General features: G+C 57.1%; 19 protein-coding genes. 9 read left to right on the plus strand and 10 right to left on the minus strand.

Annotated elements, in window-relative coordinates; all coding sequences use genetic code 11:
- The first annotated feature begins 44 nt into the window (after positions 1-44).
- Positions 45-578 carry a hypothetical protein gene (locus ALO43_RS09150; RefSeq protein ID WP_054997402.1) on the plus strand — a complete coding sequence of 178 codons (534 nt, stop codon included), beginning with the start codon at positions 45-47 and terminating at the stop codon, positions 576-578.
- Between the two features lie 4 nt (positions 579-582).
- Here the strand turns inward: ALO43_RS09150 and ALO43_RS09155 are convergent, their stop codons facing one another.
- Positions 583-1,659 carry a diguanylate cyclase gene (locus ALO43_RS09155; protein ID WP_024669957.1) on the minus strand — a complete coding sequence of 359 codons (1,077 nt, stop codon included), beginning with the start codon at positions 1,657-1,659 and terminating at the stop codon, positions 583-585.
- A 292-nt stretch (positions 1,660-1,951) separates the two neighbouring features.
- The gene (locus ALO43_RS09160; RefSeq protein ID WP_054997403.1) at positions 1,952-3,154 is read right to left on the minus strand and encodes an MFS transporter; all 1,203 of its coding nucleotides are present in this window, start codon (positions 3,152-3,154) and stop codon (positions 1,952-1,954) included.
- A gap of 109 nt (positions 3,155-3,263) precedes the next feature.
- On the opposite strand from ALO43_RS09160, the gene ALO43_RS09165 reads away from it, so the two are divergent.
- Positions 3,264-4,172 (plus strand): LysR family transcriptional regulator, encoded by a 909-nt coding sequence (locus ALO43_RS09165; RefSeq protein WP_053931428.1) that lies wholly within the window; start codon positions 3,264-3,266, stop codon positions 4,170-4,172.
- A gap of 39 nt (positions 4,173-4,211) precedes the next feature.
- Here ALO43_RS09165 and ALO43_RS09170 read toward each other — a convergent pair whose 3' ends face one another.
- The 3 genes from ALO43_RS09170 to ALO43_RS09180 form a co-directional block, all read right to left on the minus strand.
- Positions 4,212-4,811, minus strand: coding sequence for a DcrB/PsbP domain-containing protein (locus ALO43_RS09170; protein ID WP_005889561.1), 600 nt, complete (start codon positions 4,809-4,811; stop codon positions 4,212-4,214).
- Between the two features lie 135 nt (positions 4,812-4,946).
- Positions 4,947-5,759, minus strand: a complete 813-nt coding sequence (locus tag ALO43_RS09175) for an MlaA family lipoprotein (RefSeq protein ID WP_005889563.1) — start codon at positions 5,757-5,759, stop codon at positions 4,947-4,949.
- Positions 5,752-7,050, minus strand: a complete 1,299-nt coding sequence (locus tag ALO43_RS09180) for an alpha/beta fold hydrolase family protein (RefSeq protein WP_005889565.1) — start codon at positions 7,048-7,050, stop codon at positions 5,752-5,754. The genes ALO43_RS09175 and ALO43_RS09180 overlap by 8 nt, the downstream gene beginning before the upstream one ends.
- Before the next feature lie 1,173 nt (positions 7,051-8,223).
- On the opposite strand from ALO43_RS09180, the gene ALO43_RS09185 reads away from it, so the two are divergent.
- From ALO43_RS09185 to ALO43_RS09195, 3 genes are all read left to right on the plus strand, one after another.
- Positions 8,224-9,078: a glycine betaine ABC transporter substrate-binding protein gene (locus tag ALO43_RS09185; protein WP_005889567.1), complete on the plus strand. Its 855-nt coding sequence runs from the start codon at positions 8,224-8,226 to the stop codon at positions 9,076-9,078.
- Positions 9,079-9,313: 235 nt separating this feature from the next.
- A complete protein-coding gene (locus ALO43_RS09190) occupies positions 9,314-9,625 on the plus strand; it encodes a DUF485 domain-containing protein (RefSeq protein ID WP_002552552.1) in 312 nt (103 codons plus the stop codon).
- Entirely contained in the window at positions 9,622-11,280 is a 1,659-nt protein-coding gene (locus ALO43_RS09195; RefSeq protein WP_024669954.1) for a cation acetate symporter, read from the plus strand. Before ALO43_RS09190 ends, ALO43_RS09195 begins: the two co-directional genes overlap by 4 nt.
- A 111-nt stretch (positions 11,281-11,391) precedes the next feature.
- On the opposite strand, the gene ALO43_RS28545 is transcribed toward ALO43_RS09195, so the two are convergent.
- The gene (locus ALO43_RS28545) at positions 11,392-11,550 is read right to left on the minus strand and encodes a DUF3309 family protein (protein ID WP_002552554.1); all 159 of its coding nucleotides are present in this window, start codon (positions 11,548-11,550) and stop codon (positions 11,392-11,394) included.
- A gap of 316 nt (positions 11,551-11,866) precedes the next feature.
- On the opposite strand from ALO43_RS28545, the gene ALO43_RS09200 reads away from it, so the two are divergent.
- From ALO43_RS09200 to csrA, 4 genes are all read left to right on the plus strand, one after another.
- Positions 11,867-12,244, plus strand: a complete 378-nt coding sequence (locus ALO43_RS09200) for a DUF2784 domain-containing protein (RefSeq protein WP_024669953.1) — start codon at positions 11,867-11,869, stop codon at positions 12,242-12,244.
- A 104-nt stretch (positions 12,245-12,348) separates the two neighbouring features.
- Positions 12,349-13,164, plus strand: a complete 816-nt coding sequence (locus tag ALO43_RS09205) for an SDR family oxidoreductase (protein WP_024669952.1) — start codon at positions 12,349-12,351, stop codon at positions 13,162-13,164.
- A 242-nt stretch (positions 13,165-13,406) separates the two neighbouring features.
- Complete coding sequence (locus ALO43_RS09210; protein ID WP_005889573.1) at positions 13,407-13,739, plus strand: YnfA family protein; 333 nt, start codon at positions 13,407-13,409, stop codon at positions 13,737-13,739.
- 168 nt (positions 13,740-13,907) lie between these two features.
- Positions 13,908-14,102, plus strand: coding sequence for a carbon storage regulator CsrA (csrA, locus tag ALO43_RS09215; protein WP_024669951.1), 195 nt, complete (start codon positions 13,908-13,910; stop codon positions 14,100-14,102).
- Positions 14,103-14,117: 15 nt separating this feature from the next.
- Here the strand turns inward: csrA and ALO43_RS09220 are convergent, their stop codons facing one another.
- From ALO43_RS09220 to ALO43_RS09235, 4 genes are all read right to left on the minus strand, one after another.
- The gene (locus ALO43_RS09220; protein WP_003314533.1) at positions 14,118-14,345 is read right to left on the minus strand and encodes a YheU family protein; all 228 of its coding nucleotides are present in this window, start codon (positions 14,343-14,345) and stop codon (positions 14,118-14,120) included.
- 72 nt (positions 14,346-14,417) lie between these two features.
- On the minus strand, positions 14,418-15,614 hold the full coding sequence (locus ALO43_RS09225) for an osmoprotectant NAGGN system M42 family peptidase (RefSeq protein WP_005889575.1): 1,197 nt from the start codon (positions 15,612-15,614) through the stop codon (positions 14,418-14,420).
- A gap of 82 nt (positions 15,615-15,696) precedes the next feature.
- Positions 15,697-17,445, minus strand: a complete 1,749-nt coding sequence (ngg, locus tag ALO43_RS09230) for an N-acetylglutaminylglutamine synthetase (protein ID WP_054997404.1) — start codon at positions 17,443-17,445, stop codon at positions 15,697-15,699.
- A 3-nt stretch (positions 17,446-17,448) separates the two neighbouring features.
- Positions 17,449-18,481: asparagine synthase-related protein (locus tag ALO43_RS09235; RefSeq protein WP_235662508.1), on the minus strand; the 1,033-nt coding region annotated here is incomplete at its 5' end.

Here is an 18,481-nt window from a genome sequence, read left to right on the forward strand (position 1 = left end):
GCGATAATCGTCATGTGTTCTAAAATAGATCAGGAGTCAACATCATGCGAGTGATAAGCTCTGGGGCAGAGGCGGCAATAGCAGCACGGCAACTTGATAAAAAAATAGCGATGAAAATGCCCGCCTCTACTACTTCTTCAGCCCCTGTAAAATCTTCGGGCCCTTCTGTCACCATCAGCGGCGAGGCTCTTCTCAAACAAAGAGTCTTCGGCCTGGCAGACCCCAATCGCGCTGCACCAATGCCAGGTAAAGAACTGTTTGGAAGGAATCTCCAGAGCATCGCTTTTTTCAATCGTGATGACAGGCGTTTTCCTGGTAGCGTTTATGAGCGGGCTCAAGATCAAGGTACTGACCTGACTTATGTTGATCCGCCCGGATTAAGACTGGCTGGCTCCGGGGAAAAACGCCAACCCGACAACGACACTCAAGAACAAAGCGCTTCGGCTCGGAAAACCACAAAGCCAAAAGAAATAACCCTGGAAAGTCTGCGTGAAGACATGCGCAAGTCGTTCCTGAAGGCGATGGGGGTTGAAAGCTTCTCTTCTCTATTTGAACTGCTGTTCAAGAACAAGCGCTGACTGATCAGATTCCGGCGTTGACGACCTGGCATTCCTGCGGGGCATCTTTGGCGCTGACAATGCGGTTGCGGCCGGTGCTTTTGGCGAGGTAAAGCGCCTTGTCGGCCTCATGCAGCCATGAGGCTGCGTCGGACATTTCCGACATGTAGGCGGCAATGCCGATGCTGAGGCTGACCTTGAGATCGCAATGCCGTGAGTGGGTCATCTTGTCGATGGCCAGACGCATGCGTTCGAGAGTTTCCCTCGCCTGGATCAGGCTGGTATCCGGCAGAATGACGCAAAACTCGTCCCCGCCACAGCGCCCTATCAAATCGGAATCGCGCAGGTTATCGAGCAGCGCTTCACTGATATTTTGCAACACCGTGTCGCCCATGATGTGGCCATAGGTGTCATTGACGACCTTGAAATGATCGATATCAATCAGCGCAATCACGCAATGCTGGTAAGCGTTCTGGCTCTTGGTGAACTCCAGATCAAGCAAGTCTTTCCAGGCGCCATGATTCAGAAGTCCGGTCAGGCTGTCGGTACGGCTCAGTTTGCGCAGGATGTTGCGGTGTTCACACAGTTTGAGGGTGACCTGATGGCTCAGCCAGCCGATGACGATAGGGTAGATCACCAGCACCGGTACACAGGCGTAGATCTGCGCCATGTTGCCTTGCAGGTTGACGACCGGGTTGAGCAGTGCCAGCGAGATCAGCACCCCCAAGGCCTGTGCGAATATACCCTGGAACATCAGACGAGGACCTGCGGCAGCCATATTGTGCATGGCCATCATCGCGACGATCGTGACCACGGGCAGCAGGCTGAAGCCCATTGCCCCCATCCAGAAGCCGCCAAACAGCGAGTCGATCAACAAATTGCGCCATTCGGCTTCATAGGGCTGATGTGAGCGGCGTGCGATCTGATAGGCAATATGCGGCCACATCAATGCATTGAGCAGCGCCAGATACCAGACCCAGTGCGCAACATTGACGTAATACAAAGACACGGCGACAGTAAAAAAGCCAACGCTGACACCGAGTATCCTCGGGGCATAAATCCGCTTGGCGAATGCCAGTCCCCTGCGGTGATATGTGCTCATGGTTTCTTACCGGACATTGCTTTTGAATCGGCCCGACTTTCCTGCTCCGTGACCGAAAGGCAGGAGTTTGAGCGTTCGTTAGTGTCATGGGAAGAGTATTTTGCCGAAGAGCGTCAAATAACTGCATATTGCAGAGGCTTGACTGTTTTAGAGTCAATTAACTGACAGAATATGGCTTTAAAACGGTTCAAAAATATGACGAAACATGCAGGAAGATGCACGATTGAACATCAGGCCAATCTGGCTGTGTCGACAACCAGGTTGGCCGGTAATGCGTGAAGAGTAACTTGCGTTACGCAGCCGCCTTTTTTACTTGAAGTTTGGTTACCCAGGCGACAGCGATGGCCAGCAGAGCGACAAGTGCTGCCACGTACCCACCAGCACCCAGACCCAGGTGTTCAATGGTCAGGCCGCCGATGATCGAGCCCAGCCCGATGCCGGCGTTGGCTGCCGAAACGTTCAGGGTTCCGGCCAGAGCCTGCGCCTTGGGCGCAGCTTTCATGACGCGTATCTGGCAGATCGGGAACAGCGCCGTGTGAGCGATGCCCCATATCACCAGCACCACAGCCAGCAGCGGCATAGAACCCGCAGCAGGTACGCTGGCCGTCATACCCAGTGCCAGCAGTATCGCGAACGCCACAGTAGAGCCTAGCGGGCTGCGATCCACGTAACGGCCACCCAGCGCGTTACCGATAAGACCGACGGCACCGAAGCCCATCAGCCACCAGCCGACCTGAGCCGATTCGATACCGGCGATACGCTCCAGGGTGTCGGCGAGGTAGGTGTAGGCACCGAACATTGCGGTGAACAATAGAATCGACAGCAGCAGGTTGGCGATGAAGTGTGGGTCACGGAGGATTCTTGCCTGCTCGGCAAGACCCACTTTAGCAGTGGGTTCCAGGCGTGGCATTGACAGCGCCAACAATACGGCCATCAAGCCGGACAGCAGGGTCAATGCCCAGAACGCCCCGCGCCAGCCCACTGCGTCGGCAAATACAGTACCCAGCGGAATGCCGAACAGCATCGCTGCAGAGATCCCGAGATACACCTGCGCGATTGCCTTGCCCGCACGCTTTGGTCCGGCCAGCAGGCTGGCGGTCTCACTGGCGGTGCCCCAGAACACGGGCAATGCCAGTGCCGGAATGAATCGCGCCAGCGCCAGTACCCAGATATTGCTCGAGACAGCCGCCAGTGCGTTGGAGGCTGCGAATATCAGCAGGATGACGATAAACGTCCGCTTACGGTCCAGGTGTGAAAGCATGGCCGTCAGCGGCGGTCCGAACAGCATCACCGTGAAGGCGAAAAGCGTAACCAGCAAGCCAGCAGTCGAGATAGAGATTCCCAGATCGCGGGCCAATGACGGCAGCAGCCCGATAATGAGAAATTCAGTGGTCACAATCACAAAGCCGGCCAAGGCCAGAATCGCGATGGACAAGCCAGCACCGGACGAGCTTTCGCTCGTGGTGCTGGAAGCAGCAGTTTCCAGAGACGCCATGATACAAACCCACCAAAAAATAAGTCCGCCAGCTTATTGCAGAAATCGATTCCTATCTTTGGCAAATATTCCGTACATTGTGGACTCAGATTCATTAATGGGTGTTTACATGCTGTCCACGGATCGCCTCAAAGGCATCGAAACATTCGTTGCTGTTGCCAACGCAGGCGGCTTCACCGCAGCCGCAGAGCGGCTTAATCTGACCAATTCTGCAGTCAGCAAAAGCGTGGCGCGTCTTGAGAGTCGTCTTGGCATGCGCCTCTTCGAGCGTACTACTCGACGACTGACGCTGACCGAGGAGGGCGCGGCTTACCACGTTGTGTGCATGCGAATGCTTGCCGAGCTGGAGGCTGCCGAAACCGCTCTGGCGGCGCAGCGTATGGAGCCCGCCGGGCAGCTGCGCATCGATCTGCCTGCTACCTTTGGCCGCCTGCATGCGCTGCCGCTGATCCTCGCCTTCACAGGCCAGCATCACAAACTGCGCCCACGCGTGACCTTCACTGATCGTTTTGTGGATATTCTCGAAGAGGGGATCGACCTGGCCGTACGCATCGGTGGGCCGCAAGTCTGGCCAGCGGGTCTGGCGCATCGTTACCTGGGCACCGAGCGGGTGATCTTCTGCGCCGCTCCGGCGTATCTGCACCGTCACGGAACGCCTGAAACGTTCGAGGACCTTGCCCGTCATGCCTGCATTCTGTTCGGTCGGGGAGACGGCAGCACCAGCCCCTGGCTGTTTGTCGACGAACAAGGGCAGCAGGAAACCCGGGCTGTCGAAGCGCGGCTGGTCATCGGCAATGGTGAAGCTCAGGTCGCCGCCGTAACGTCGGCGTGGGGCATTGCCCAACTGGCAACCTGGTTGATCAAGGAGCAACTGCAACGCGGCGAACTGGTGGAGATCCTGCCGCAACTTGCCACGCAAGGGCTGGATCTGCATCTGGCCTGGCCGCGCAAACGCGAGTCACTGCCCAAGGTGCAGGCGCTGGTCGAGCTGTTGTCCGATGCGCTGCGAGTGGACTGAGCCGATGACCGAATGCGGCATCAACCTCCGTGACTCAATTCATTGACCGATGACTGTTTTAACCAGTGCTGCCTGTTCTTTCGGGTTGTTCGCACTGGATACCACGTTCAGTACTGCGGTACGTGTACCTGACGCAGCAATGATCGACGTGCTCAATACCTTTGCATCGCTCATTGTTGCGGAGCTGTCGACTTGCCGCACGCCCAAGCCGTTTTTCTTGACGATCTTGCGTGCGCCCAGTTTCTTGAAATCCTTGTAGCCTGCACTTTGATGGTCGACGATGCCGTCGGTGATGCCATCAAGCAAAGCCGCGTCGTTATCGCTTGCCTCGACGTTCATTGGCAGCGTTGTTTCGGTGACAATCAATACACGTTTTTCGGCAGCATTTGTGTACATCTTTCCATAAACACCCTGCGCCCTGGCTTTCTCATCAATGTCAGGCATGTCGCCCGCTACATAGCCTGCAGGCACAGTAAACGCCAGTTTGCCGCCCAGCAATGAAACCTTTTGCGCTGCAGACGCGGGTGCCGTTGCAGGCGCAGCAGCCTCGGCCTTGGTGGCCGCTTGCACATTGATTGCAACCTGGCTGGCAGCCAGCGCGACACATACAGCTATTGCCTTGAAACCAGAAGACCGCATGGAAATTCCTTTTTATCTGTTAACAGAACAAGGCAGGGGCGCCCGAGAAGTGTGAGTAGCCAGGCAGGTAAAAGTGCCCATAAAAAAACGACCAGCCCGATCACTCCGGCTGGCCGTTCCTGTGCCGCGTATCGGTTACTCGGCGACCTGCAATTTGCGTGATTCGGTATACACGTAGCGAACCTTTTCGTACTCGAACGGCGAGTTCAACTGGCCATAACGGAAGCTGGTCACGTAGCGACGATCAACCGCGCGCAGTACGGTTATTTCCGGGTGGTCGCTACTGACTTCGGCGACGTTCAGGAAGTTGATCTGGTTTTCAGCCGTGTAGTCGAACAGCATGCCACCGGTGTCCCGCAGGTTCGACGGACCGAACAGTGGCAACACCAGATAAGGACCAGCAGGAACACCGTAAAAACCAAGTGTCTGACCGAAGTCTTCAGGTTGGCGTGGCAGCCCCATCATGGTCGCCGGGTCCCAGAGGCCTGCGATGCCAATGGTGGTATTGAGCAGCAGACGACCGGTGGTATCCAGTGAACGCTCGCCCTTGAATTGCAGCAGGCTGTTCAACAGGTTGGAGACGTCGCCCAGGTTACTGAAAAAGTTGCTCACGCCGCTGCGCACGAAGCCCGGAGTGACATAGCGGTAGCCGTCAACGACAGGCAGGAACACCCATTCGTCGAAGCGGTAGTTGAAGTGGTACACCCGACGGTTCCAGGACTCCAGCGGGTCGTAGACTTCCAGCGCGTTGATGGACGCGCGCTCGAACTCGCGCTGATCCAGCCCGGGGTTGAACTGCAGCGACTTGAGCGGCTGAGTAAAGCCGTCTGCGTCTATCTGGCGGGCCACGGTGGCCGGGTGCTGAGCTTTGTTGCTGGTATCCGCGTCAGCGGCCTGGACTGTGCCGGCACAGAGCAGAGCAGCAAGTAATAAAAGACGTTTAGCCACGGAAAAACTCCAGCATGGCGTCGGTGTTGACGCGGTAATTAAGGTTGCCGCAATGGCCGCCGTAAGGATAGACGGTCAGACGATCACCGAAGGTCTTGCGCAGGAAACCCAGGTCACCCGAACCCAGGATAACGTCGTCAGCGTTGTGCATGACAGCGATCTTGGTGTTGCTGTGCAGGTAATCCTTGAGCGCGTACAGGCTCACCTGATCCACCAGTTGCAGCAGGCTGCCACCGTCGGTGCGTGCGCGCCACATAGGGATGACCTGTTCGGTCAGGTAGCAGTCGAAGTCGCATTGCAGTGCGCGCTTGAGAAACGGCGTCAGGCTGGTGCCTTCGGAAATCGGGAATTTCGGCGGAGTGATCAGGCCGCGACGATTGATCAAGTCAGACGTGAAAGCGATGTCGGCCGACGAGAAACGAAATGAAGTGCCGATCAACATTGCCATCTGCTCGTTGGTCAGATGCTGTTTGGACTGCTGGAAGTCGAACAGCAACGCGTCATTGAGGTCGATGTAGCCTTTTTGGCGGAAGTAGCGCGTCAGCTTGGCCAACACCAGTTCATAGAATGTGGTGGTGTTGTTGATGCCCTTGACGTTGGTCTGGACCAGTTTGTCCAGGTTGCTGATCGAGGTGTAAAGATTGACCGGCGGATTGAGCAGCAGCACTTTCTTGAAGTTAAAGCTGCGTCGTGTCTCGTCCAGCTTGCTGACAAAGGCTGCGTCCAGCGCTCCCAGGCTGTAACCGGTGAGGTAGTAGTCGGTCACCGGCAACTGTGCCTGCTGGGCACGAATAGCCTGCATGACGCGGTAAATGTCTTCTGCATCGTCTGACGATACACCAGGGGTCGCGAAGCGTGACGCCGACGTCATGAAGTCATAACTGGTCGGCGAAGACAGTTGCACAACGTGGTAACCGGCACCGTAATAGAGCTTTTTCAGAAACTCGTTGATGGTGCTGTTGTAAGGCGCGCCCGTGCCGGCGATCAGGAAGATCAGCGGTGCGGCATGGTCCTGTTTGGCCAGACGGTAGTGCAGTTTTTTTACGGCCCAGAAGTTGTCGGGCAGTGTGAACTCGCGTTCAGGGTGCAGGTTCAGCGTATACACGTCCTGATCGATGTCTTCATCGTCAGGCAAGTCCGGACGCAGATCGGGCGGTGTAGTAGCAATGGTCGCTTCAAACGGATTAGTCAGCGGGTAGCCATAGGTGGCGGGGTCGACATTGGTCGCCAGAGCGGACGCACTTAAACACAAGCCACCTATTACGGTAGCGAAGCGCAGAAAACGGAGCATGACTAAATCCCTTGGGAAAGAAGTGCTGATGAGATACGCAGGCTATGACCAAGGTGTAGTGCCAAAGTGCCGCATCCACCGGTTAACCGAGTAAATATGACGGAACAATACACGGTCTGGGGAAATTTCAATGCAGGCCGGCGCTTTATTTTTCACGCGGAGCCGAATGCGCGGCTGTGGAGCCCCTTGATTCGCGCGAGGCAACGCCGCTGCATACAGCGACAAACCGGGCGTTTAAGGGCAGAAAACACAAAGGAGAGCCAAGGCTCTCCTCCAATGCGTTTCACGTGCTCTTTTTATTGTTGTAGGGCGGCCTGTTATTGTTGTTGGCGGCCAAGCCCTTTACAGCGTTCTTGCGCGACCCACATTCAGGGTCAAGAGCAAACGTATTTTTTTGAGCGCTGACTTGCTTTAATCATCTGTCTGCACAACACATGATCCCATCGGCTTCGTCGCTACCTGAAGGTAGTTTTATTGTTCTCTGTCCGATTGCGAGGCCTTTCACTGAAAGGTCCCTGTAAAGCTGATCCACTCCAAAAAAATCTGTTAGCTGCGTCTCTGTCCGTGTTGTTCTTGTTGTATCAGAGCCGTTACGTCTTGTTTTTATTGAGGTGCTGCATCATTTATTGTTCTTGTTGTGCAAGAGATATAGCAGGAGCCGTGCCATTTTTGAAAACTCTTTAAAAAACATAGGCTTACTTGGCGTGATAGGCGTCTGACCCGCTAAGCGTCGCAAAATCTGTTTCCGTGTTACCCGTTTCCGCAGGCATTGTCATCCTGCGGTAACACATCCTGTTTCCTTTACCGCGTGGGCCAGAACGGTGCGCGGCCAGCCCCGTGCCTTCAGACGCCAACTCTCTTTTTTCATGTAGCGCCTGACACTTGTGGTCATGAGTATGGGTAAAGCCACGACCGGATCCTGGCGTTTTCTGGCCGGCGTGTCGCGGATGACTCGCTGTTGTCGTTTCCCGTTGCCCCGGTGTCGCAGCCAGAGCATGTCTGCTCGTCCGTCAGGTCGATGATCAATGTGGCGTTGCAGTGCGTGTTACCACGCACATCGGCGATCAAAGCGTGCAGGGCGCGGCGTGCCCCAGAAACGGGCGTGGGCGCGGTCTTGAGAACAACGTTAACCATGCCCGACAACCGTCGGTGCAGACTTCCGGGGAAGTGACGATGATGATGCGAAAAATACTGGGGGCGGGCGCCGCTCTGGTACTTGCTGTCAGCTCCACACTGGCGACTGCTGAAACCAAGACCCTGACCATCGGTTATGTAGAAGGCTGGTCCGACAGCGTTGCCACCACCTACGTGGCTTCTGAAGTGATCAAACAAAAGCTGGGGTATGAAGTCAAATTGCAATCCGTGGCGGCGGGGATCATGTGGCAGGCGGTGGCCACTGACAAGCTGGACGTCATGTTGTCCGCCTGGCTGCCAGGCACCCACGGCGAGTATTACGCCAAGTACAAGGATCAGGTCGTCAACTACGGCCCTAACTTCAAGGATGCCAAGATCGGCCTGATCGTGCCGGAGTACGTGAAAGCCAAGAGCATCGAAGACCTCAAGACCGACGCTTCCTTCAACAAGAAGATCACCGGTATCGATGCCGGCTCGGGTGTCATGCTCAAGACCGATCAAGCCATCAAGGATTACGCGCTGGATGGCTACAAGCTGCAGGCCAGCTCGGGTGCAGGCATGATCGCCGAACTGACCCGTGCCGAGAAGGCACAAAAAGCCATCGTTGTGACCGGTTGGGTGCCACACTGGATGTTCGCCAAATGGAAGCTGCGCTTCCTGGACGACCCGAAGGGCGTCTATGGCGCTGCTGAGACGGTAGACAGCGTCGGCAGCCTGGGCCTGGAGAAGAAGGCACCGGACGTCGTTGCGTTTCTGAAAAAATTCCAGTGGGCATCCAAAGACGAAATCGGTGAAGTCATGCTGGCGATTCAGGAAGGTGCAAAACCTGAAGCTGCTGCCAAGGACTGGTTGGCCAAGCACCCTGATCGTGTTGCTGCCTGGACCGCAAAGTAACCAACAAGCTCTCTGCAACAACCCTCTCGAGGCTGTCTGGCGTTATCGCCAGATGGCCTTTTGCATTTCCTGCGCCCGCCAATTTATGCGCGGCTGACTGACGGTGCGATAAAGCAGTGGACAGGGGCCCGATGACGACTAATGTCGTTCTAATACTAAGGTCGTCTGGAGTGCGCGCCGGACCCGACTAAAGTGCATGACGTGACATCTCATCTGTGCTGCGAGGACAAAAACAATGAACGACAGCATTTACCTCTCGATTCAAAACAGCCCCCGTTTCAAGGAGCTGGTATCCAAAAGAGAGCGTTTCGCCTGGATTCTCTCGGCGATCATGCTTGGCCTGTATGCGGCCTTTATTCTTTTGATTGCTTACGGACCCCATATTCTGGGCGCCAAACTAAGCCCCACGTCAACCATCACTTGGGGCATGCCGATAGGCGTAGGGCTGATTCTTTCCGCGTTCGTGCTGACCGCCATCTATGTTCGTCGCGCAAACGGCGAGTTCGATGACTTGAACAATGCGATCCTCAAGGAGGCTCAGCAATGATCCGGCGCCTATCCGCAGCACTTGGCCTGGCCGCATTCGCTCCGACCCTCTGGGCGGCAGACGCTTTGACTGGCGCAGTACAGAAACAACCCCTGAATGTCTCCGCGATCGTCATGTTCGTCGTGTTCGTCGCGTTCACGCTGTGCATCACCTACTGGGCCTCGAAAAAGAACAAGACTGCGTCGGACTACTACTCGGCTGGCGGCAAGATCACCGGTTTCCAGAATGGTCTGGCGATTGCCGGTGACTACATGTCCGCAGCGTCCTTTCTGGGGATTTCCGCGCTGGTGTACACCTCCGGTTATGACGGTCTGATCTACTCGATCGGCTTTCTGGTCGGCTGGCCTATCATTCTGTTCCTGATCGCCGAACGCCTGCGCAACCTGGGCAAATACACTTTTGCCGACGTGGCGTCCTACCGGCTCAAGCAAAAAGAGATTCGCACTCTGTCTGCCTGCGGTTCGCTGGTGGTGGTGGCGTTTTACCTGATTGCGCAGATGGTCGGTGCCGGCAAACTCATTCAATTGCTGTTCGGTCTGGACTACACCGTTGCTGTGGTGCTGGTCGGCATCCTGATGTGCCTTTATGTGCTGTTTGGCGGCATGCTTGCCACCACCTGGGTGCAGATCATCAAGGCGGTGATGCTGCTCTCCGGTGCGTCGTTCATGGCACTGATGGTCATGAAACACGTCAACTTTGACTTCAACACGCTGTTTTCCGAGGCCATCAAGGTTCACCCCAAAGGTGAAGCGATCATGAGCCCTGGCGGTCTTGTGAAAGACCCGATCTCGGCGTTCTCGCTGGGTCTGGCGTTGATGTTCGGTACGGCTGGTCTGCCACACATTCTGATGCGCTTCTTCACCGTGAGCGACGCCAAGGAAGCCCGCAAGTCCGTGCTGTATGCCACAGGCTTCATCGGCTACTTCTACATCCTCACCTTCATCATCGGTTTTGGCGCGATCCTGCTGGTTAGCACCAACCCGGCGTTCAAGGATGCAGCGGGTGCTTTGCTGGGGGGTAACAACATGGCGGCGGTTCACCTCGCCGATGCAGTCGGCGGCAGCCTGTTCCTGGGCTTCATCTCGGCAGTCGCGTTCGCCACCATTCTGGCAGTGGTTGCCGGCTTGACCCTGGCCGGTGCTTCTGCTGTGTCTCACGACCTGTATGCCAGCGTGATCAAGGCTGGCAAGGCCAACGAGAAGGACGAAATCCGTGTCTCGAAGATGACTACCATCGCGCTGGCAGTCGTAGCAATACTTCTGGGCATCGCTTTCGAAAGCCAGAACATCGCGTTCATGGTGGGCCTGGCGTTCTCCATCGCGGCCAGCTGTAACTTCCCTGTACTGCTGCTTTCCATGTACTGGAAAAACCTGACCACGCGTGGCGCCATGATCGGCGGCTGGATGGGCTTGATCAGCGCCGTGGTGCTGATGGTGTTGGGTCCGACCATCTGGGTGCAGATCCTGCACCACGAGAAAGCCATCTTCCCTTACGAATACCCGGCGCTGTTCTCCATCGCCATCGCATTCGTGGGTATCTGGTTCTTCTCCATCACCGACAAGTCGAAAGCAGCAGAGGGCGAGCGCGCGTTGTTCTACCCGCAATTCGTCCGCTCGCAGACTGGGCTGGGTGCCAGTGGTGCGGTTTCGCACTAAGTTGCATGTGTCCGAAAGAAGCAGCCTTACGGCTGCTTTTTTCCTGGACAATAAAAAACCCCGCGTATGAACGCGGGGTTTCTTTTTTACTGCCTGTGGCAGGTGCTGCCGTTATATCTTGCCGAGCAACACCAGAATCAGCAGGATCACCAGGATAGTACCGATGATGCCCGACGGACCGTAGCCCCAGCTGCGCGAGTGAGGGAATACTGGCAGACCGCCGACCAGCAGCAGAATCAGAACGATGATAAGAATAGTGCCGATGCCCATGGGATGAGTTCCTTCTTTGAAATCCAGGTAAATAAAATGCCATTCAGCTTTCCATACCACAGGGTATGAAGTAGATCAGCTTGACGTATCCGACTGCGCTCTTTCGGGAAAGGTTCGGGGTATTTTAAATAAAACCTTACACATTTTAAAAATCATCAAAATCATAGGCTTAGTGTGATTTTGTCCGACAATATATTCGGGTTATTTGCCATTTTTCAGACTAAACGGTCTTAAAAAGAGTTGAACTAAAAAACCGATTGGGTATCCGGGCTACTTCGTGCCCCGATGAAGCGAATACCCGCTGGAGGCAGTGCAGATGGTGTATCGAATGGGCGCAGATGCAGTGGTTGTATTCCACCTGGCTTTTATTCTGTTCGTGTTGTTCGGCGGTCTGCTGGTGCTGAGAAGACCCTGGCTGGCGGTGCTGCATATCCCGGCCATTGCGTGGGGGGCTGCAGTCGAATTCCTGCATCTCTATTGCCCATTGACGCCGTTGGAAAACGCGCTGCGCAGCCGTGCCGGAGAGCAGGGTTATGACGGCGATTTCGTCGAGCATTACCTGATCCCCCTGATCTACCCCGCAGGGCTTACGCCGGATATACAGCTTTGGCTCGGCGGTATCGTCGTGCTGGTCAATGTGTCCGTTTATAGTGCTTTGCTTGTGCGCTGCCTGAGCCGGCTCAAGCGCCCTTGAGGCCGCAGGTTTGCTCCAGTCATTCAGCGCCTTGATTGTGGAGTTACATTGCTTCGGCTGTGTTTACACTCAGGCGACTCCTGCACCTCACAAGGCATTCGGCTATGCATAACCGCATCATGATTACTGGCGCCGGCTCAGGGCTGGGCCGTGAAATGGCACTGCGCTGGGCACGCGAAGGCTGGCGGCTGGCGTTGTCCGATATCAATGATGCCGGTCTGCAGGAGACCCTCAAGAGCGTACGCGAGGCGGGCGGTGACGGCTTCGTCCAGCGCTGCGATGTTCGTGATTACAGCCAGCTCACCGCATTCGCCCAGGCGTGCGAAGAGCGCTTTGGCGGTATCGACGTAATCGTCAACAACGCGGGCGTGGCATCCGGTGGTTTCTTCAACGAGTTGTCACTGGAAGACTGGGACTGGCAGATCGCGATCAATCTTATGGGGGTGGTCAAGGGCTGCAAGGCATTCCTGCCGATGCTGCAGGCGAGCAAGGGCAAGATCATCAACATCGCCTCGATGGCGGCGCTGATGCAGGCACCGGCCATGAGCAACTACAACGTTGCCAAGGCGGGCGTTGTAGCGCTTTCCGAAAGCCTGCTGGTCGAGTTGCGTGATCAGGGTGTCAGTGTGCATGTCGTCTGTCCGTCGTTCTTTCAGACCAACCTGCTGGACTCCTTCCGTGGGCCGACCCCGGCGATGAAAGAGCAGATCGGCAGGCTACTGGAAAAATCACCCATTACCGCTGCCGATATTGCCGAGTGCATCTTCAAACAGGTTGCCCAGGGCGAATTCATGATCCTGCCCCACGAAGAAGGTCAGATGGCCTGGGAACTGAAGCGCAAACAGCCACAGGCGATGTACGAAGAAATGACCATCATGTGCGCGAAGATGCGCGCCAAGGCCCAGAAGGGCAAGTCCTGACTAAGATCATTCCCTACACTCAAGCGCTCAGCGTTGTGTGCAACTCATGAAACTCTCAGGAGAAAGGGCTTTTGTGAGAGCGGACTCGTCCGCGAAATACATTCTCGGAAATTCCACCGGCCCTTTCGTGGACAAGCCCACGCCCACGAGAATCAAAACGCACAGCGTTGTGTGCAACTCCTGAACGTGTTGTTTTCTGCTAGGGTTGCACGCGTCTATCAGCCCTGTTCCGAGAACCTCTCATGCTCAACTATCTGTGGTTCTTCCTCGCCGCCTTGTTCGAGATATTCGGCTGCTACGCCTGCTGGCTGTGGCTGCGGCAGGGCAAGAGTGCCTTGTGGGTCATCCCTGCGTTGATCAGCCTGACGGTGTTTGCGCTGCTGCTGACACGAGTGGAAGCTGCATACGCCGGACGTGCCTATGCGGCGTATGGCGGGATCTATATCGTGGCGTCGATTGCCTGGCTGGGGCTGGTCGAGCGAATCAGGCCGCTCGGCACTGACTGGCTCGGGCTGGCGTTTTGTGTTGTGGGTGCAACGATCATTTTATTGGGGCCGCGATGGTCCGCGTCCTGAAAAACTGCCGCTGCCAAGGACTTTTCCTACAGATTCGGCATGAAAGTAAGACATTTCCTTCGGTAGATTCCGGCGACATTGCAGGACGTTACTGATTTGCCATCATCGCATTGAAGCACGCCTGCGTGCCGTGCAACCTGCCTCTTTTGTGCATGAGAGGGCAGGACGATGCTGGTATTGACGCGGGAAATCGGCGAGAAGTTTTCAATTGGTGATGACATCACCGTGCAGATTCTGGGGATCAACGGCAATCAGGTCAGGCTGGGGATAAGTGCACCCAAGGACATCAAGGTTCATCGCGCAGAAGTTTACAAGCGAATCGCCAACAAGCTTTCCCAGCAAGGCTTGCAGCCACAACAATAGCCGCCGTCCTGGGGGTTATTCAAAAAACTCCTTGGGCACATCGTGCTTGAGCATCAACTGACATTGCTGGCTCTCGAGATCGAAAAAGATCACCGCCTGACCTTTGGTGAGCGCATGTCGCACGCGCAGCACGCGGGTTTGCAGGGGGGTCTCGTCGCCGTTGTCAGTGCCCTCGCGGGTGACAAAGTCCTCGATCAGGCGGGTGAGGGTGTCAGGTTCCAGTTGATCGTAGGGGATGAGCATGGCGTTTCTCTTGTCGATGAGCGGCGATGATAGAACTGCGGTGCCAGGCACCGCAATTCAATTCAGCAGACCTCAAATCTCTTCGCGGTTCTGTCCGATCAGGCTGTCGACAGGTGGCACGCGGGTATCGGATTCCATCTGCGCGTCATGTTCGATCTGATGGCTGAACCGCTCCAGCGAGGACTGGGCCGGTTTGGCATCGCTGGCAAATACCGGCGGGCTGAGAATGTACGCGCCAAGCAGCTTGCTGAGCGCCGCCAGACTGTCGATGTGGGTGCGCTCGTAGCCGTGCGTCGCGTCGCAGCCGAAGGCCAGCAAAGCGGTGCGAATGTCATGGCCTGAAGTGACTGCCGAATGTGCGTCGCTGTAGTAATAACGGAACAGGTCGCGACGGACCGGCAGCTCGTTTTCCACGCCCAGACGCAACAGATGGCGGGACAAGTGATAGTCGTAAGGACCGCCCGAGTCCTGCATGGCCACGCTGACCGCGTGCTCGCTGGAGTGCTGGCCCGGCGCAACCGGAGCGATGTCGATACCGACAAATTCGCTCACGTCCCAAGGCAGTACGCCCGCCGCACCTGTGCCGGTCTCTTCGGTGATGGTGAACAGCGGGTGGCAGTCGATCAACGGCTCGGCGCCACTTTCGACGATCGATTTGAGCGCCGCCAGCAACGCCGCGACGCCAGCCTTGTCGTCCAGATGGCGCGCACTGATGTGGCCGCTTTCGGTGAACTCTGGCAGTGGATCAAAGGCCACGAAGTCGCCGATGCCGATACCCAGAGATTCACAGTCGGCGCGCGTGGTGCAATAAGCATCCAGACGCAGTTCGACATGGTCCCAGCTGATCGGCATTTCATCCACGGCGGTATTGAATGCATGACCGGAAGCCATCAGCGGCAGAACGCTGCCACGGATGACGCCCGTGTCGGTGAACACGCTGACACGACTGCCTTCGGCAAAGCGGCTCGACCAGCAGCCGACTGCGGCCAGTGCCAGACGACCATTTTCCTTGACCTCGCGAACGCTGGCGCCAATGGTGTCCAGGTGCGCCGATACTGCGCGGTCAGGGCTGTTCTGTTTGCCCTTCAGCGTCGCGCGAATCGTGCCGCGCCGGGTCAGCTCGAACGGGATGCCGAGTTCTTCCAGACGCTCGGCCACGTAACGCACGATGGTGTCGGTAAAGCCCGTAGGGCTAGGAATCGCGAGCATTTCCAACAGAACTTTCTGCAGGTACTTCAGATCCGGATCGGGAATGGTTGCAGTGGTCATGAATGCTCCTTATGGAGCAGTTGCAAGTCACAGGCTGCGAGGGTTGAAACCCTGTATTGCAGCCTGTTGCTCGCAGCTGCGATCAGATATGCACAGGCAAACTGTGCGGAAACAGCAGATCGACGAAGCGTTCGGCAGTGGGTTGCGGTTCATGGTTAGCCAGCCCGACGCGCTCATTGGCTTCAATGAACACGTACTCGGGCTGATCGGCGGCAGGCACCATCAGGTCCAGGCCGACTACCGGAATGTCCAGCGCCCGCGCTGCACGCACAGCGGCGTCGCTGAGCACCGGGTGCAGAATGGCCGTGACGTCTTCGAGGCAGCCGCCGGTGTGCAGGTTGGCAGCGCGGCGTACGGCAAGGCGTTGGTCCATCGGCAAGATATCGGCATAGTCGTAACCGGCTTCGCGCACCGTGCGCTCGGTTTCCTGGTCCATAGGAATACGGCTCTCGCCATCGGTTGCAGCGGCACGGCGGCGACTTTGTGCTTCGATCAGTTGCTTGATGGTGTGACGACCATCACCGATGATCTCTGCCGGGCGACGTATCGCCGCGGCCACCACCTGAAAACCGATCACAACGATGCGCAGGTCCAGGCCTTCGTGGAAGCTTTCCAGAATCACCCGGCTGTCAAACTGGCGCGCCTGCTCGATGGCGCTCTGCACGTCTTCGATCGTGCGCAGGTCAACCGCAACGCCCTGGCCTTGCTCGCCATCCAGCGGTTTGACCACTACTTGCTTGTGCTGGTCAAGAAACGCATGGTTGTCTGCCTCGTCGCCCGCGCGTTGTTGTGCCGGCAAGCGCAGCCCGGCGGCCTTCAATGCCCTGTGTGTCAGGCTCTTGTCCTGGCAAAGGGTCATGCTGACAGCGCTGGTCAGATCGCTCAGCGACTCCCGGCAACGAATTCGCCGACCGCCGTAGCAGAGCGTGAACAGACCGGCATCCGCATCGTCCACCTGCACATCAATGCCGCGGCGATGGGCTTCCTCGACGATGATTCGCGCATACGGATTGAATTCCGCCTGCGGGCCCGGGCCGAGGAACAGCGATTCATTGATGCCGTTCTTGCGCTTGATGGCGAAGGTCGGCAGGTTGCGAAAATTCAGCTTGGCGTACAGCGCCTTGGCCTGCTCGTTGTCGTGCAACACCGACAGATCGAGATAGCTCAGGCCGCGACTCATGAAATGCTCGATCAAGTGACGAACCAGCACTTCGCCGACGCCTGGGCGTGTGCATTGCGGGTCAACGGCCAGGCACCACAGGCTGCTGCCTTTTTCCGGGTCGTTGAACGCTTTTTGATGGTTGAGGCCCATGACGCTGCCGATGATCGTATTGCTGCCTTCGTCCTCAGCCACCCAGTACACCGGGCCGCCTTGGTGACGCGGGGTCAGCAGGGCAGGGTCGATAGGCAACATGCCGCGCGCCAGATACAGGTTGTTGATGGCCTGCCAGTCCGCTTCGTTGTGCGCCCGACGAATTCGATAACCACGGAACACCCGCTGCGCCGGACGATAGTCGCTGAACCACAGGCGCAACGTGTCCGAGGGGTCGAGAAACAGCTGCTGCGGCGCTTGCGCCAGTACCTGCTGTGGCGCGGCCACGTACAAGGCAATGTCGCGTTCGCCAGCTTTCTCGTTGAGCAGGTCCTGCGCCAGCGCTGCCGGATCAGGGTAAGTGTGACCGATCAGCAAGCGCCCCCAGCCACAATGCAGCGCCAGAGGCTCTGCATCGATCTGGCTGCCATCTTCGGCGAGGCGCGCTTGCAGGCGTTCATACGAGGGCGACTGTCCGCGCAACAGGCGTTGGCTATAAGTCGTCGCGTTCTGTTTCATTAATCACAGTCCTTGTTCGCTGAGCCACAGGTTCAGCGCAGCCAGCTGCCACAACTTGGAGCCGCGTAGCGGCGTCAGCTGGCCTTCCGGGTTGCTCAGCAGTTTGTCGATCATGGCCGGGTTGAACAGGCCGCGGTCCTGACTCGGATCGGTTAACAGCTGACGCACCCAATCAAGGGTATCGCCTTGCAAATGCTTGAGGCCGGGCACCGGGAAGTACCCCTTCTTGCGGTCGATCACTTCCGAGGGAATAACCATGCGCGCCGCTTCTTTCAGAACTTGTTTGCCACCGTCCGGCAGCTTGAACTTGCCGGGGATACGCGCAGACAGCTCAACCAGGCGATAGTCGAGAAACGGCGTACGCGCTTCCAGGCCCCAGGCCATGGTCATGTTGTCGACACGTTTGACCGGGTCGTCGACCAGCATCACTGTGCTGTCCAGGCGCAAGGCCTTGTCGACCGCTGCGCTGGCTCCCGCCTGTGCGAAATGATCGCGAACGAAATCACCGGCAGCGTCGTTAGCCGTGCGCCACTTCGGCTGTACGGTTTCGGCGTATTCGGCGTAGCTGCGGTCAACGAATGCATCGCGATAGGCCGCTACCGGGTCACTTGCACCATCCACTTGCGGGTACCAGTGGTAACCGGCAAACAGTTCGTCGGCGCCCTGGCCGCTCTGTACCACCTTGCAATGCTTGGCCACTTCACGCGACAGCAGGTAGAAAGCGATGCAGTCATGGCTGACCATCGGTTCGCTCATGGCGCGGAACGCCGCAGGCAACTGCTCGATGATCTCGCTTTCCTGAATACGCAACTGGTGATGACGCGTGCCGTAATGCTTGGCGATCAGGTCGGAATACTGAAATTCGTCGCCACGCTCGCCACCGGCATCCTGAAAGCCGATAGAGAAGGTCGACAGGTCCTCGACGCCCACTTCGCGCAGCAGACCGACCAGCATGCTGGAGTCCACACCGCCTGAAAGCAGCACGCCCACATCCACCGCTGCACGCTGACGGATAGCCACCGCTTCGCGCGTGCTG

It is taken from the genome of Pseudomonas tremae, assembly GCF_001401155.1.
Taxonomy (GTDB): Bacteria; Pseudomonadota; Gammaproteobacteria; order Pseudomonadales; family Pseudomonadaceae; genus Aquipseudomonas; species Aquipseudomonas tremae.